Here is a 16412-nt window from a genome sequence, read left to right on the forward strand (position 1 = left end):
AGATTACCCCACCGGGCCGCTGACACCAAAACGGGCCCGGCGGAGCAATGTTTTCGCAGGTCAGTCGCGGTCGGCGAGAGTTACCTCTACGCCGCCAACCAGGTCGCTGCAGAGGTTGTAGATGAACGATCCGATCGTGACGAGTGCCGTGAAAAGCACCATGTTCGCGATGCCGATCAGCGCGGCGTAGCCGAACACCTGGCCGGCCGTCACCAGACCGTCGGAGCCGCCGTCGGCAACGATGTCGGTGAACGCGTTGTTCAGGCGATCCCAGACGCCCATGCCGTCGAGAACGACGTAGAGCAGTCCGACGGCCACCATCCACACGAAGAACAGCGACACCGAGATCACGGATGTGATCTTGAGCGTGGACCACGGGTCGATACGACGGATCTGGACCGTTGCGCGCAGCGGCGCACCGTCCACGACCGAAGCCGATACGGCGTGAGTTTTCTCACCCTTCACCGCAGCAGGCAACGGATGCTTGGCCTCGGAGAGGTCAGGCATGTCCTTTGGTAGATCCTTGCGATCGATGTGCCGGGTCGGCCCGTCGATCGCGGCGGCTTTTGCTTTCGGATTAGCGACCGTGGGATTGGCGACCGTGGCGTTTGCAGCCTTGGGATTTGTGCCCGAGGGTGTAACAGCCTTGGCTGCTGCCGCGCCGGCGACGCCACCGGTAGCTGCGGCAGCCGCCGTTCCCGTCACGACGGGACGTGCCGACGGGTTGCCGGCAGGACGACCCGTCTGTGCACCGGCAGCGGGACGACCCGATTGCGGCTGTCCCTTCGGCGCACCACCCTGCGCGGGGTTTTTGGCCGGACCACCCTGCACCGGACCACCCTGCGCAGGGCCTGCCGCTGCAGGACGCTGCGGACCCGCAGGCGGCTTACCCCCGGCAGGAGCTGCCGGTCGACCCGCAGGAGCACCAGCGCCGGCTGGGCGCGTGATGTTGGTCTGCGGCTGACTTTGCGGAGCCTGATTCTGCGGTGGCTGAGCCTTCGACGCCGGGGCCTTGGACGCCGGGTTCTGAGCAGCGGGGTTCTGAGCTGGCTGCCCCTGCGGCTGACCCGACGGCTGGGGTCCGCGTTGCCACGGCGGCGCCTGGCTGCCACGAGCCTGATTGGCAACCGGTTGCGGCGGAGCCTGACCGTCACCCTTTGCCGGAGTTACCGGCGCAGCCGGAGCCACAGAAGGAGCGGAAGGAGCCTGACCCTTGGCCGCACCCGCGACGTCGGAAGCCCCACCCGCCGGCTTCTGAGCCGACGGGCCGCGAGGCGGCTCCGGTGCCTTGGGCGCCGGAGCTGCCTCAGAAGCTTTGGGTCCGCCGTCCGCTGGAGCTGCAGGTTTCGAGGTCTGCGGCCCCGCCGGAGCAGTTGCCTGCTCCGGCTTCGGTGGCGTCGAACCTGAAGTGCTTTCGCTCTTCTGGTCACTGCCCGGCTGGTTGGGAGTGCTCACTAGGACTCCTTAGCTCCATCGGCATTGTCTGCGTTGTCGGTGGTCTCTGCAGCGAGCTCTTCGGGCTCGTCGGCGTTGCGCGCAATCGCGAGCAGTGTGTCGCCTTCGCCGAGGTTCATCAGACGCACGCCCTTGGTCTGGCGTCCCGCCTTACGAACCTGCTTGGCAGCCGTCCTGATGACGCCGCCGCCCGAGGTGATCGCGTACAGCTCGTCGTCGTCGTCGACGATGAGCGCACCGACCAGAGTGCCACGTTTCTTGTCGTACTGAATCGTGAGCACGCCCTTGCCGCCGCGACCCTGCACCGGGTAGTCCTCCATGCCGGTTCGCTTGGAGTAACCGCCCGACGTGGCGACCAGGAGGAACGTTCCTTCACGAACGACGTTGAGCGAGAGCAGCTCGTCGTCACCGTTGAAACGCATGCCCTGGACACCGGAAGTGGCGCGGCCCATCGGACGCAGTGCCTCGTCGGTGGCCGAGAAGCGGATCGACTGGCCCTGTGCCGAGACGAGAAGGAGGTCGTCTTCGGCGGAGCAGAGGACAGCGCCGACCAGTTCGTCTTCACCGCGCAGGTTGATGGCGACGATGCCACCGCTGCGGTTGGAATCGAAGTCGGTGAGCTTGGACTTCTTGACCAAACCGTTGCGAGTGGCGAGCACCAGGTAAGGCGCGTCTTCGTACGTCTTGATCTGGATGACGGACTGGATGCGTTCGTCCGGCTGGAATGCCAGCAGGTTGGCAACGTGCTGACCGCGAGCTGTACGGCTCGCCTCGGGCAGTTCGTAAGCCTTGGCGCGGTAGACGCGGCCCTTCGTGGTGAAGAACAGCAGCCAGTCGTGCGTCGACGTGACGAAGAAGTGCGAGACGATGTCGTCCTGCTTGAGGCCGGCACCCTGAACACCCTTGCCGCCGCGCTTCTGCGAGCGGTACAGGTCGGTCTTGGTGCGCTTGGCGTAACCGGTCTCGGTGATCGTGACGACGACGTCTTCGCGGGCGATCAGATCCTCGTCGTTGACGTCTCCGTCGGCGGCGATGATGCGGGTACGACGGTCGTCGCCGTACTTGTCGACGATTTCCTTGAGCTCGTCACGAACGATCGCGCGCTGACGCTCCGGGCGAGCCAGAATGTCTTCGAGGTCCGCGATTTCGAGTTCGATCTCGGCCAATTCGTCGACGATCTTCTGACGCTCGAGGGCGGCCAGACGACGCAGCTGCATGCCGAGGATGGCGTCGGCCTGGATCTCGTCGACGTCGAGGAGTTCCATCAATCCCGCGCGAGCGATGTCGACGGTCTGCGACGCACGGATCAAGGCGATGACCTCGTCCAGAGCGTCGAGCGCCTTGACCAGACCGCGCAGGATGTGGGCGCGCTCCTGTGCCTTGCGAAGCAGGTACCTGGTACGACGAACGATGACCTCGAGCTGATGCGCCGTGTACAGACGGATCATCTGGTCGAGGCGCAGCGTGCGCGGCACTCCGTCGACGATGGAGAGCATGTTGCAGCCGAAGCTGGTCTGCAGCTGGGTGTGCTTGTAAAGGTTGTTCAGCACGACCTTGGCAACGGCGTCACGCTTGACGGTGACGACGATGCGCATGCCGACGCGGTCCGAGGACTCGTCGTGGATGTCGGAGATGCCACCGATCTTGGCGTCACGAACCTGCTCCGCGATGGAGGTGATCAGGTTGTCCGGGTTGACCTGGTAGGGCAGCTCGGTGATGACGATCGTGGTGCGGCCCTTGGCATCTTCTTCGATCTCGACGACGCCGCGCATACGAACGGAGCCACGGCCGGTGGTGTAGGCGTCCTGGATGCCCTGTCCACCGACGATGAGCCCGTGCGTGGGGAAGTCGGGTCCCTTGATGCGCTCCATGACGGCCGCGAGGGTGGCTTCCTCGTCCGCTTCGAAGTTGTCGAGCGCCCAGTAGATGGCCTCGGCAACTTCACGCAGGTTGTGCGGCGGAATGTTGGTGGCCATACCGACGGCGATGCCGTTGGAACCGTTGATCAGCAGGTTCGGGATACGGCTGGGCAGAACCGTCGGTTCCTGCGTCTTGCCGTCGTAGTTCGGGGTGAAATCGACTGTCTCGTGGTCGATTTCGCGCAGCATTTCCATCGCGAGCGGCGTGAGCCTGCACTCGGTGTAACGCATGGCGGCTGCGCCGTCGTTGCCGCGGGATCCGAAGTTTCCCTGACCGTCGACGAGCGGGTAACGCAGCGACCACGGCTGGGCCATACGGACCAACGTGTCGTAGATCGAGGAGTCGCCGTGGGGGTGGTAGTTACCCATGGTCTCGGCGACCGGTCGGGCAGACTTCACGTATCCGCGGTCGGGGCGATATCCGTTGTCGTACATCGCGTAGAGCACGCGGCGGTGCACCGGCTTGAGTCCGTCGCGGACATCCGGCAGAGCGCGACCGACGATGACGCTCATGGCGTAGTCGATGTAGCTGTTCTGCATTTCCTGCTGGATGTCGACCGGTTCGATCCGGTCGTGTTGCGGACCGTCCGGTGGCAACGTGGTGTCGGTCATGAGCTCACTTTCTTAAAAGAGGGGGCAAGCCCCTGTGCGCGGAAAAGGAGCCCGGGGACTCCTCAACCACGCACAGGGCCGCAGGCCTACACGTCGAGGAAACGAACGTCCCGGGCATTGCGGGTGATGAAGCTGCGTCGTGCTTCGACGTCTTCGCCCATCAGCACGCTGAACAGCTCGTCGGCAGCAGCCGCGTCGTCGAGCGTGACGAGACGCAGAACGCGCACCGTCGGGTCCATCGTGGTTTCCCACAGCTCCTTGGCGTTCATCTCGCCGAGGCCTTTGTAGCGCTGGATGCCGTCGTCCTTGTTGATCTTCTTGCCGGACTCGAGGCCGGCCTTGACCATCGCGTCGCGCTCGCGGTCGGAGTACGCGAATTCCGGCTGCGCACCCTTCTGCCACTTGAGCTTGTACAGCGGCGGCTGCGCGAGGTAGACCTTGCCGTGCTCGACGAGCGGCCGCATGAAGCGGAACAGCAGCGTGAGCAGCAGCGTTGCGATGTGCTGACCGTCGACGTCGGCGTCGGCCATGAGCACGATCTTGTGATAGCGCAGCTTGGCGATGTCGAACTCGTCGTGGATGCCCGTGCCGAACGCGGTGATGATCGACTGGACTTCGGTGTTCTTGAGGACGCGATCGATACGCGCCTTCTCGACGTTGATGATCTTTCCGCGAAGCGGGAGGATCGCCTGGTACATCGAGTCTCGGCCGGACTTGGCCGAGCCGCCTGCAGAGTCGCCCTCCACGATGTAGATCTCGGACTTCTCCGGATCGTTGGAGCGGCAATCGGCGAGCTTGCCTGGCAGGCCACCGAGGTCGGTCGCACTCTTACGACGGACCAGCTCACGCGCCTTACGTGCGGCGACGCGGGCCTGCGCCGACGAAACAGCCTTGTTCACAATGGTTTTCGCGTCGGCGGGGTTCGCCTCGAACCAGTGCGCGAGGTGCTCGTTGCACGCCTTCTGCACGAAGGACTTGACCTCGGTATTGCCGAGCTTGGTCTTGGTCTGACCCTCGAACTGGGGTTCACCGACCTTCACCGAGATGATGGCCGCGAGTCCTTCACGGATGTCGTCACCGGTGAGCTTGGGATCTTTGTCCTTGAGCAGCTTCTTTTCGAGCGCGTACTTGTTGACCGTTGCGGTCAGTGCGGCGCGGAAGCCCTCTTCGTGGGTACCACCCTCGTGGGTGTTGATCGTGTTGGCGAAGGTGTGCACGGACTCCGAGTAGCCGGAGTTCCACTGCATTGCGACCTCGAGCTCGTGGCCGGTGCCCTTGGCGGTGAATCCGACGACCGAGTTGTGGATCGGGGTCTTGCTCTTGTTGATGTGCCGGACGTAGTCCTCGAGTCCACCGGGGTAGTGGTAGATACGGGTCTTGGACTTACGCGGCGCTGCCTGAGCAGCTTCTTCGGCTTCTTCGGCAGCAGACTTGGGAGCCTCGGCCACCTCGGCAGCTTCGTCGTCGATGACCTCGGCGCGCTCGTCGGTCAGCGTGATGGTCAGGCCCTTGTTGAGGAAGGCCATTTCCTGCAGACGACGCGCAACGGTCTCGAAGTTGTAGCGGGTGGTCTCGAAGATCTCGGGATCGGCCCAGAAACTGACGGTGGTGCCGGTTTCCTTCGTCGGGTCGCCCTGTACGAGCTCTCCCGGCTTGGAATCGGTGTACGTCTGCTGCCACCGGTAGCCGTCGACCTTGATGTCGACGTCGAGCCGGGTCGAGAGCGCGTTGACCACCGAGATGCCGACGCCGTGCAGACCACCGGAGACGGCGTAGGAGTCGGAGTCGAACTTGCCGCCGGCGTGCAGCTGGGTCAGCACGACCTCGACGGTGGGAACTCCGGAGGCGTGCATGCCGACCGGGATGCCACGGCCGTCGTCGATGACGCGGATTCCGCCGTCTTCGAGGAGGGTGACCTCGACCTTGGTGGCGTGTCCGGCCATCGCCTCGTCGACCGAGTTGTCGACGACCTCCCAAATGAGGTGGTGCAGACCGCGTTCACCGGTGGAACCGATGTACATGCCTGGACGCTTACGTACCGCCTCGAGTCCTTCGAGGACGGTGATGGACGACGCGTTGTAGTCCTTGCTGGAAGTGCTTGTATCTGACTTCTGGGCAGCCACGGGTGGGTAGCTCTCCTTCTCCGTCAATACTCGAGCGCAGCCGTCAGCAAGCCCTTGCGGGTGTCGTCGGAGCGGGTTCGAGAATGTTGCCGCTAGTTACCGTTGACCATCTTACTGGTAAGCACCGACTAGAAGCGGCCAATGACACCCCTGGCTGCGCCGCAGACGAATTTTTACGATCCCCGGAAGGTGAAACGCTAGGAACTTTGCTTCTCCGAGCGACGCTCTCTCAGGCTCGCGATAAATGCCCGCGCATGTTCGGCAACCTCACCCGGATGTGAAAACGGCGACCAGTGTCCCGCGGCAATTTCACGTCGCTGCAGGTCGGAGACCCATTTTTCGGTGTCTTCGTATCCCACCGGACGAACGGCTTTGTCGTACTTGTTCAGAATGAGCTGAACAGGCACGTCCGTGTACCGATCCCGCGGCTTGCCGAGAGACGGCCGGATGTTCGCGCGATAAAGCTTGAGTCCGTTCACCATGTCGTCGGCGATGGTGGGCGCGGTGTTGACCACACGGGGGTCCAGACCGTCGAAGAAGCCCAGAAACGCCGGCCAGTGCTTGGAGAACCACAGACGCAACGGAAGGGTGCACAGGCCGGGAATCTGGAACAGAACGGTGTAGGCCGACGCAATTCCCTGCGCCGCCGGGCCGAGGAAACGACGCTTGGACGCGCTCGCCCGGATCCACTTGCCGAGATGATCGAGATTGGGGCCCGAGATGGACGAGAACGACGCGATCTTCTCTTCGGCACCCGGCTCGCAGACCGCTTCCCACGTTTCGACGGATCCCCAGTCGTGCGCGAGGACGTGCACCGGCTTGCCCGGGCTGACCGCGTCGATGACGGCAAAAAGATCGCCGGCCAGTGCGCTCAGTTGGTAGTCCTGCACCCTCGAGGGGATTGTGCTCTCACCGGCCCCGCGGCTGTCGTAGCTGACGACGCGGAAGTCGTCTGCCAGCAAAGGCACGATGCGGTTCCACAATTCATGGGTGTCGGGCCAACCATGCACCAGGACGATGGTCTCGCCGTCTGCCTTGCCCTGCTCGAACACGGCCAGGCTGACGGAACCGTTGGTCACGCGACGCGCGGTCACGGCATGGACAGGAGAGTGCTTCGACATTGTCGAACCCTTCGGAGTCGGGAAATATCTAGAGATCGAGAACGAGACGTCCACCGTCGGAACGGGATACGCAGATGAGCATCTCCGTTTCCTGTTCGGTGTCGGTCAGACGCCTTTCGCGGTGATCGGGTTTACCCGCGAGTACCTTCACACGACAGGTTCCGCAGAAACCCTGCTGACACGAGTACCCGACACCGGGCAATGTCTTCTTGATGACGTCGAGCGCGGACTCGTCGGCGGGCACGGTGAGTACCTGACCCGAATTGACAAGCTGCACTTCGAATTCCTTGCCGTCGATCACCGGCGGAGCCCCGAACCGCTCGAAATGCAAAGCGGTGGAGGGTGTATCGCGGAAACCGCGGCGGACGGCATCGAGCATCGGCGTCGGGCCACAGCAGTACACGGCGCCGCCGACCGGCGCTCGTCCGAGAAGGTCTGTGGTGGTGGGCAATCCGAACTCGTCGTCCGGGCGCACGAAGACACGCTCGGGATCCCAGGTTGCGATCTCGTCGAGGAACGGCATGGATTCACGGGAGCGGCCCGAGTACACGAAGTACCAGTCCATCCCCAATTCTCTTGCCGCACGGACCATTGCGATGATCGGCGTGATACCGATGCCGCCGGCGACGAACAACGCGCTGCCTTCTCCGACAAACGGGAAGCCGTTGCGTGGTCCGCGTACCGTGACGTGCTCACCGGGCTGGAGAGCGTGCATCTCGATGGAACCGCCACCGCCGTCGGGGATCCGGCGCACCGCGACGCTGTATCCCGTGCGATCGGCCGGGTCGCCGCACAGCGAATACTGACGCCGCAGACCCGAAGGTAGATGGAAGTCCAGGTGCGAACCCGGATGCCACGGCGGAATCGGTGAGCCGTCGGCGGATTCGAAGCGCAGGCGAACGACGTTCTCGTCGGTTGCCACCACCTCACGTGTGCTGACCACCATGTTCATGGCCGTGTCGGGGTTGTGGCCCGCGATCTCGGGGTTGTAGTCGTAGGCCGTCAACACCCGAAGGTACTTGTCCGCCAACAACTCCGTGATGCGCATGGCGCGGTCGGGACGGTTCTTGCCGGACAGATCGGGTGGCGCCGGAAACCGCGGCAACCCGTCGTGCCCGGAGATGACGTCCTTGACCCTCGAGAGTGAAATCACCGTGCGGCCGCCTGGGCTGCGGGTGACGACGCGAGGTATTGCACCGCCTGGGCGGTCGAGCCCTCGTTACTGGGGTGATAGGACTTGCTGAAGTAGGTCGACATCCGCTTGACCAGCTCGAACGACGTGGGAACTGTGCCGCGCTTACCGGCCGCGATGAAATCGGACAGGTGGGGGCGTCGACGGCTGGGAGCCTGAGCGGCAAGCTCGGGATCGTTGCGCATCAAGAACCGGGTACCGCGAATCCACAGCCACACGATTGCGGGCGTGACGAGGATCTGGGTACGGATCCGGCGGGTCTCACGCTTGTCGAAGTAGCGCATAACGTCGTACGCGACGGCTCGGTGTTCGACTTCTTCGGCGCCGTGCCAGCGAAGGAGATCAAGCATGGTCGGGTGCATGCCGGCTTTGTCCAGTCCCTTGGCGTTGAGCACCCAGTCGCCGAGGAAAGCAGTGATGTGTTCGATGGCCGCGATGATCGCCAAGCGCTCCACCAGGTGATTCTCGGCACGCAGACCCGTCATCGGACGCGGTCCGAGCAGCTTCGAGAATGCCCACTCCATCTGCTGGGTGTACGGCGTCGGATCGAGGCCGTTTTCCTTGAGATGGACCAGGACACCCGAGTGCGCGTTGGAGTGCATCGCCTCTTGGCCGATGAATCCGACGACGTCTTCACGGAGTTTCTCGTCCTCGATCAGAGGAAGAGCTTCCTTGAAGGTCTCGACAAACCATTCCTCACCGGCGGGGAGGAGAAGGTGAAGCACGTTGAGAACGTGTGTGCTGAACGGATCGCCCGGAATCCAGTGCATGGGCAGATCGGACCAGTCGAACTCGACATTGCGAGCCTGCAACAGGATGTGATCCGGCTCGGCGAACGACGAAGCGGGTGTCGATATCTTCTGCGACATCTAGCTACTCCTTCATGCCTGCCGATCGGTAGGGAACGACAGCCTTGTGACACAGTTCACTCACTAGCGAGTTTTAACTGTAACACGAAGTAATAGGTAGAACCAGGGCGTGGTTGAGTTTTCCTCAGCCGTACGTATCGCGAGGTCCGCGGCCTTTCACATGCCTTTCACCCTTGCGCCAGCTAGGCGCACTCGGACCGGTGATGCGCAGTGTCTTCACGACGCCGTCACCGACGGCAGCAGCGATCTTGGCCAGAATCTGGGACTGCATCATGCGCAACTGGGTAGCCCACGCCGTCGACTCGGCGGAGATGCTGAGAACACCTTCTTTCAGAGAGATCGGCTCGGCGTGCGCGGAGATGTCTTCTCCGACGACCTGCGGCCACCGACCGAGGACCGTGCCCTCGGACACCTTGGGGGACCACCCACGCGATTTGGAGATAGCGCTGGTGAGAGCGCCGAACGGCTGAGGGTCCCGCGCATCCGGGCCGGGGCCGGACCAACCGCTGCGTCGACGCGGTCGGCCACTTCCGTATTTGGGCGACGATCGCCCCTGCCCGACGGCCTTGCCGTTGGCCTTTGCCGTCGCGCGTGCCTCCTCGAGGGCACGGCGCGCCAGATCGATCCCTTTGAGCTCGGGCTCCGGAGCCGCGCTGCTGTCTTCAGTCATCGAACTCGACCTCCTGATCTGTCGAGCCTACGGGCACTATCCGGGATATCCGACCGTCTCCGGTATCGGAGGCTTCGACGCCGAACTTGGCCGCCTCGAGTTCGTCCGGTACGTCCTCGGGAACAGCAGCTGTGATCAGTACCTGTTCTGCGGTGGCGGCAACGGTGGCGAGCGCACGACGGCGACGACGGTCCAATTCCGCGAAGACATCGTCGAGCATCAGGACCGGGTCGCTGCCGTCCGCGCGCAACAGAGCAAAACCTGCCAGTCTCAGCGAAAGCGCAAAAGACCACGATTCACCATGGCTGGCAAAACCTTTCGCCGGACTGTCGCCGAGAATCAGCTCCAGGTCGTCCCGATGCGGACCGACCAGACACACTCCGCGATCGATTTCCTTCGACCTCATCTGCGCCAACTCGAGATGGAATCTCTCCTCGAGGTATGCAACGTCGTCGATACCGGAAATCCTTGCAGGATCGGTGAATTCGGGATCCAACGAGGACCCCAGACTGCTCTTGTATCGAATCGACGCCGGCCGGGATTCGGGTGCGATGGAACGATACGACTCCGCCAGATGCGGCGCCAGATCATGGACCAACTCGAGGCGCCCGGCCAACAATTGTGCGCCGTGAGCGGCCAGATGCCCGTCCCACACCTCGAGGGTGGAGAGGACGTTGTCGGACTCGCCACCACGAGAACCGCGACGCAAAGCCGCACCGGCAGTTTTGAGTAGCGCCGAACGCTGGCGCAGCACCTTGTCGTAATCCGCACGGACAGCAGCCATTCGGGGAATCCGGGACGTCAACAACTCGTCGAGATAGCGTCGACGATCGCCAGGATCTCCTCGAACCAACGACAGATCTTCCGGCGCGAACATCACCGACTGCAAAATCCCCAACACTTCGCGTGGGCGACGCGTCGGAGACTGATTTATCCTGGCGCGGTTGGACTTTCCCTCGATCAGTTCGACGTCGATGGTCAGTTCGCGCCCGTTGTTGACCACCGTTGCACCGGCAAAAGCACTGGTCGAACCGCTGCGGATCATCGGTGCATCCGTGGACACTCGATGAGACGACAGCGTCGACAGATACCCGAGTGACTCGAGGACGTTCGTCTTACCGTGCCCGTTGGAACCGAGGAACACGGTTGTTCCCGGCGTGAGGTCAAGCGTCAGCGAATCCCAGGATCGGAAGTCACGCAGCGAAAATCTACGAACGAACACTTAGCTTCCAGAAGCCGAATTCTTGGGCGAGGCGCTCTTGACGGCGTGACCACCGAACTGATTGCGCAAGGCCGACACCGCCTTCATGGCCGGTGAATCATCCTGTCGTGAAGCAAATCTCGCGAACAGAGCAGCGGAGATGACGGGAGCGGGGACAGCGTGCTTGATGGCTTCCTCTACCGTCCAGCGGCCCTCACCGGAATCCTCGGTATAGCCCGTGATCTGCGCAAGCTCCGGATCCTCCTCGAGGGCGTCGACAAGCAGATCGAGCAACCACGAACGTACGACGGTCCCCTTCGACCAAGCTCGGAGCACGCCCGGAACGTCCGCGATCAGGCTTTCCGCCTCGAGGAGCTCGTACCCCTCGGCATACGCCTGCATCAGGCCGTATTCGATGCCGTTGTGCACCATCTTCGCGTAATGACCAGCACCGACGGGGCCGGCGTGGACAAAGCCGTCTGCAGCGTCGCCGTCGGGGCGCAGAGCGTCGAAGATCGGCATTGCCTTCGCCACGTCGGTCTCGGATCCGCCCACCATCAGGCCGTATCCGTTCTCACGGCCCCAGATGCCACCGGAGACACCGCAGTCGAGGAAACCGATCCCACGGGCGCCCAGAAGCTCGGCATGGACAGTATCGTCGGTGTAACGCGAGTTCCCACCGTCGATGACCAGATCGCCACCCTCGAGGGCATCCGCCAGCTCGGCAATGGTGCTCTGGGTGATGTCACCGGCCGGAACCATCACCCAGACGACTCGAGGTCCCTCGAGGGAAGCAGCGAGTTCGGCAAGTGACCCGACATCGGTGACTTCCGGTCGAGGGTCGTATCCGATCACCTCGAGGCCATGCGCGCGCAAGCGCTCACGCATGTTGAAGCCCATCTTGCCGAGACCTACGAGTCCGATCTTCATACTGTTCTCCCTGGTCAGGCGCGAACTGAAGTGCGGGGTTCCACTCAGCCCGGAAGGCGAACCGGCATCAGCAGGTACGTGTACTCGCTCGAGGGCGCAGCGAAGTTACCGGACTCGTCTGCCGTGGGCTCTTCCTCGGCCGCGGGGCGAAGAACAGCCGGACGGCTGGGAGTGGTGAAGCCGAACAGAACGTTTTCGCTGTGAAGCGAGTTCAACCCGTCGATCAGGTAACCGGGGTTGAACGCAATGGTGAGTGCTTCGCCCTGGAACGACGCGTTGAGCGTCTCTTCCGCGCGGCCGGCGTCGTCGCCACCCGCAGAGAGGAGCAGGCCGTCAGCGGAGAACTGCATGCGAACCTGTGCGCCACGCTCGGCGACGAGTGCTACACGCTTGATGGCTTCGATGAGAGGCGTGACCTCGACCGTTGCCATCGCGGTGTGCTGAGCAGGCAGCAACTGACGGAACTTCGGGAACTCGGCGTCGAGGAGGCGCGTCGTGGTGCGGCGTCCGTCGTTGACGATGCCGAGGAGTCCGTCGTTTCCGATGGTCGTACCGGAGCCGAGAGCCAACTCGACCGGCGAATTTGCATTGCCGGCAAGCGTTTTCGCGGACTCGGACAAAGTCTTGGCCGGGATGAGAACAGCAGCTTGGACGTCGGGATTGGCCGGAGTCCACTCGAGTTCACGTACGGCGAGACGGAAGCGGTCGGTAGCGGCGAGGACGATCGAATTCTGTTCGATCTCGACACGGATACCCGTGAGCATCGGAAGGGTGTCGTCCTTGCCGGCTGCAACAGCTACCTGGCTGATGGCTTCGGAGAACAGGTCGACGGGAATGGACCCGGACTGCTGCGGAAGCGTCGGAAGCTGGGGGTAGTCCTCGACCGGCATCGTGGGCAGGGAGAACTTGGCGCTTCCGCACGAGATGAGCACGCGAGTGCCCTCGAGGGTCACATCGACCGGCTTGTTGGGAAGTGACTTGGTGATATCTGCGAGGAGGCGACCGGAGACGAGTGCCTGACCTGCAGTTGTGACATCTGCCGAGACGCGGACCTGCGCGGATACCTCGTAGTCGAACCCGGAAACGGTGAGGCCGGCTTCGGTTGCGTCGAGAAGAACTCCGCCGAGAACCGGCACGGGCGGCCTCGAGGGCAGGCTACGAGCAACCCACGCTACTGAATCAGCGAACTCTTCCCGGGAAACGCGAAACTTCAGGCTTCCAAGCTCCATCGCCGGGTTATTCCTCTCGGTAGGCATGTTCGTCTGCTGCGGATCTGCATCAGCTCACTTGAAGTCTGACACAGACCAAGCGATGCCCACCGTATGCCCTCGAGGGCGCAAGTGGAAAGCCGAAGCCGCGGCGAGCGCAGCCTGAGGCGAGGTTCTCAACAGGAGTTGTCCCCAGAACTATTTTCAAAGAGCTTTTCCTAGGAAATTCTCAGTAGTAGTAATAAGTCCTGTGCAATCTGTGGAGCAACGGTTGTCGACGCTGGTAGGTCCCCTCGAGGGCCTGTGCACTTCTCGAGGACAGACTCGAGGACCAATCGACCCCCTCTGTGCACTCTCTGAAAGTTTTCGGATTCCTCCTCGAGAACTCCACAGACTTTCGGAGTTATCAACACACTTATCCACAGATGTGAATACTTTTCACAAGAAACGAAGAGTTTGTTCTCATCGGCGTGTCTGACTACGGCGTGTCGTCCCTCGAGGTGGACAACCGCCCTCGAGGGGACCGCACGTGGAACCCTTCGAATACACCGATGCCGCTCGAGGGAACCTCTGCCTCGAGCGGCATCGATCGAAATAAGTGCAGGTCAACGCTTGGAGCGCTGCTTGATCCTTGCGGTCAACTCCTGAACCTGGTCGTACACCTTGCGGCGTTCCGTCATTTCCTTACGGATCTTCTTGTCGGCGTACATGACCGTCGTGTGGTCACGGCCGAACGTCTGACCGATCTTCGGCAAGGACAAATCAGTGAGCTCACGGCACAAATACATCGAGATCTGGCGGGCCTGAGCGAGTGGCCGGGCCTTACCCGGCCCACACAGGTCGTCGATCGACATGTTGAAGTATTCGGCCGTCACCGCCATGATCGTCGCCGCGTTGATCTCGAGGCTCGACGAATCGGGCATCAGATCGCGCAGGACCACCTCGGCCAACGTCAGATCCAACGGCTGGCGGTTGAGCGAGGCAAAAGCGGTGACGCGGATCAACGCGCCCTCGAGTTCACGAATGTTGCGCTCGATACGGCTGGCGATCAACTCGAGGACGTCGTGCGGGACCTCGAGGCGATCCATCCTCGCCTTCTTGCTCAGAATCGCGATACGCGTCTCGAGCTCAGGCGGCTGAACGTCGGTGATCAGGCCCCATTCGAAGCGCGTCCGCAGACGCTCCTCGAGGGTTGCCAACTGTTTGGGCGGACGGTCCGAGGAAACGACGATCTGCTTGTTCGCGTTGTGCAAGGTGTTGAAGGTATGGAAGAACTCCTCCTGAATACCTTCCTTGCCTTCGATGAACTGGATGTCGTCGACCAGCAGGACATCCGTTTCCCGGTAGCGACGCTTGAACGCGACCTTGCGGTCGTCACGAAGACTGTTGATGAAGTCGTTGGTGAATTCTTCGGTCGAGACGTACTTGACCCGCATGCCGGGGAACAGTCGCTGTGCGTAGTGGCCGGCGGCGTGAAGAAGGTGCGTCTTGCCCAGGCCCGAAGCTCCCCAGATGAACAAGGGGTTGTAGGCACGCGCCGGCGCCTCCGCGATCGCGACGGCAGCGGCATGAGCGAATCGGTTGGACGATCCGATCACAAAAGTGTCGAAGGTGTACTTCGCGTTGAGGCTGTTGGCGCCGGACCCCGAAGCAGAAGGAGTAGCGGGCGGCTTCGTGAAGTACGACGGCCACGATTCGTGAACGCTCGCGAGTGCTTCGCGGTCGTCGTCGACTTCTTCGGTCTCGGCAGTCTCGGAGTCCGAAGGTTCGCCGTCGCCTTCGGTGAATCTGCGCCGACGGTATGCGCCCGATGAGTTGACCGACTCGAACTGACGGCTGCCCGTGCGCTCCTCGACCGGTTCGGCGGGTGCGTCGGCATCGTCTTCGAGTGCGATGCGGACACCGAGTCCCTCGACCTGGCCGCCGAGGTGGCGTCCGAGTGCCTGCAGGATCGGCTCGCGCAGATCGCGCTCGATCGTCTCTTGAGCAAATGGCGATGGAACCGAGAGGAGTGCAAAACCCTGAGCAAGTGTGAGAGGCCTCACCAGACGGACAAATGCCTTCTGCTTGCTGCTCAAAGCCGGAAGATTACTTCCGGGGTCATCACTCGTGAGTTCTGCAACCACGTCGACCCAGACCCGTGCGAGCGCGTTGGGATCGTCGTTCACGTGGTTCCTTCCCGTGTTTCGCCGACAGTGGGTGTGCTGCAGCTGCCGAGCGTATGGCTGCGGCGTCGAATGATTCGGTGGATTACCACCCGGGGTGAGAACCCCGTAACAGGCTACGAATATGCCACCTGGGCTGTGTTTCCACACAATTATCCACAGATGTGGACAAACCTGCACTGAGTCGGTTTTTTCGTCAACCAAATTCGTCAAAGTGATCGAGAAATTGATCTACCTGCAACTTTGTCGGAACTCGAGGCGTTCGCCACTTGGTGTCGGGGATGCGTCAACACTCACAGCCCTGTGGATGAATGTGGAAACTCGGGATTCGGGGTCGCGTCCGGCGCTCGTGCCCGTATGTGCTGATGAGGCCTTGTCGAGAGCATGCGCCGGTGGAACTGTCCGGGTTGCCTTCGGGTCACCTGCAGTCCGTAGCGGAACTGTTGCCAAGGTCACACTTGCCGCCTCGCTCGAGGTCACGGCCGTATGCACACTGTGAATGGAATCTGCGGAATGATGTAAGTATCGGCGTGTCGCCGTGGTTGCCGCGGGAGGGCTCCGAATCGGGCTGGTTTGACCTTGGCAACGGTGGTAAGTAGCCTCGAACGGTCACCCGCTGGTGGTGATCGCTTCGTGCTGGCTACATATGTCAGGTCGGAACGGTCTTCCAAGCCACAACGAGTGAAGCTGATTGTTCTGTACCTGTTGTATCCAAAGGCGCCGTAAGGCGTCGATCACTGAATGACGCCGGGAGGCGTCAATGAACTTCGAGGAGTGTTGACCGTGGCCAAGGGCAAGCGGACGTTCCAGCCGAATAATCGCCGCCGCGCGCGTGTTCACGGCTTCCGTCTTCGTATGCGTACCCGTGCGGGTCGTGCAATCGTTTCGGCGCGTCGCCGTAAGGGCCGCGATTCCCTCACCGCCTGATCTGATTTCGAGTTCAGGAG

General features: G+C 62.4%; 12 protein-coding genes. 1 reads left to right on the forward strand and 11 read right to left on the reverse strand.

Annotated elements, in window-relative coordinates; all coding sequences use genetic code 11:
* Positions 1 to 60: 60 nt before the first annotated feature.
* The 11 genes from ABH939_RS21250 to dnaA all read right to left on the reverse strand — a co-directional run bounded on the left by ABH939_RS21250 (position 61) and on the right by dnaA (position 15468).
* On the reverse strand, positions 61 to 1455 hold the full coding sequence (locus tag ABH939_RS21250; RefSeq protein ID WP_404650090.1) for a DUF3566 domain-containing protein: 1395 nt from the start codon (positions 1453 to 1455) through the stop codon (positions 61 to 63).
* Complete coding sequence (gene gyrA, locus ABH939_RS21255) at positions 1455 to 3986, reverse strand: DNA gyrase subunit A (RefSeq protein ID WP_047272672.1); 2532 nt, start codon at positions 3984 to 3986, stop codon at positions 1455 to 1457. The genes ABH939_RS21250 and gyrA overlap by 1 nt, the downstream gene beginning before the upstream one ends.
* A gap of 86 nt (positions 3987 to 4072) precedes the next feature.
* A complete protein-coding gene (gyrB, locus tag ABH939_RS21260; protein ID WP_003942515.1) occupies positions 4073 to 6109 on the reverse strand; it encodes a DNA topoisomerase (ATP-hydrolyzing) subunit B in 2037 nt (678 codons plus the stop codon).
* A 197-nt stretch (positions 6110 to 6306) separates the two neighbouring features.
* Positions 6307 to 7230 (reverse strand): alpha/beta fold hydrolase, encoded by a 924-nt coding sequence (locus tag ABH939_RS21265; RefSeq protein WP_007729179.1) that lies wholly within the window; start codon positions 7228 to 7230, stop codon positions 6307 to 6309.
* A gap of 28 nt (positions 7231 to 7258) precedes the next feature.
* Positions 7259 to 8380, reverse strand: a complete 1122-nt coding sequence (locus tag ABH939_RS21270) for a PDR/VanB family oxidoreductase (RefSeq protein WP_039973074.1) — start codon at positions 8378 to 8380, stop codon at positions 7259 to 7261.
* On the reverse strand, positions 8380 to 9291 hold the full coding sequence (locus ABH939_RS21275; RefSeq protein WP_007729174.1) for a metal-dependent hydrolase: 912 nt from the start codon (positions 9289 to 9291) through the stop codon (positions 8380 to 8382). Before ABH939_RS21275 ends, ABH939_RS21270 begins: the two co-directional genes overlap by 1 nt.
* Positions 9292 to 9415: 124 nt before the next feature.
* A complete protein-coding gene (locus tag ABH939_RS21280) occupies positions 9416 to 9961 on the reverse strand; it encodes a DUF721 family protein (RefSeq protein WP_003942471.1) in 546 nt (181 codons plus the stop codon).
* Complete coding sequence (gene recF, locus ABH939_RS21285) at positions 9954 to 11183, reverse strand: DNA replication/repair protein RecF (protein WP_058036936.1); 1230 nt, start codon at positions 11181 to 11183, stop codon at positions 9954 to 9956. Before recF ends, ABH939_RS21280 begins: the two co-directional genes overlap by 8 nt.
* Positions 11184 to 12092, reverse strand: coding sequence for a phosphogluconate dehydrogenase (NAD(+)-dependent, decarboxylating) (gnd, locus tag ABH939_RS21290; protein WP_030536719.1), 909 nt, complete (start codon positions 12090 to 12092; stop codon positions 11184 to 11186).
* Between the two features lie 44 nt (positions 12093 to 12136).
* Positions 12137 to 13321, reverse strand: a complete 1185-nt coding sequence (gene dnaN / locus ABH939_RS21295; protein ID WP_007729165.1) for a DNA polymerase III subunit beta — start codon at positions 13319 to 13321, stop codon at positions 12137 to 12139.
* A gap of 584 nt (positions 13322 to 13905) precedes the next feature.
* Positions 13906 to 15468: a chromosomal replication initiator protein DnaA gene (gene dnaA / locus ABH939_RS21300; RefSeq protein WP_003942491.1), complete on the reverse strand. Its 1563-nt coding sequence runs from the start codon at positions 15466 to 15468 to the stop codon at positions 13906 to 13908.
* Between the two features lie 780 nt (positions 15469 to 16248).
* Here dnaA and rpmH point away from each other — a divergent pair.
* Positions 16249 to 16392 carry a 50S ribosomal protein L34 gene (gene rpmH, locus ABH939_RS21305; RefSeq protein ID WP_003942540.1) on the forward strand — a complete coding sequence of 48 codons (144 nt, stop codon included), beginning with the start codon at positions 16249 to 16251 and terminating at the stop codon, positions 16390 to 16392.
* The last annotated feature ends 20 nt before the right edge of the window (positions 16393 to 16412 follow it).

This window comes from Rhodococcus sp. 27YEA6, assembly GCF_044908235.1.
In the GTDB taxonomy this organism is placed as follows: domain Bacteria; phylum Actinomycetota; class Actinomycetes; order Mycobacteriales; family Mycobacteriaceae; genus Rhodococcus_F; species Rhodococcus_F qingshengii.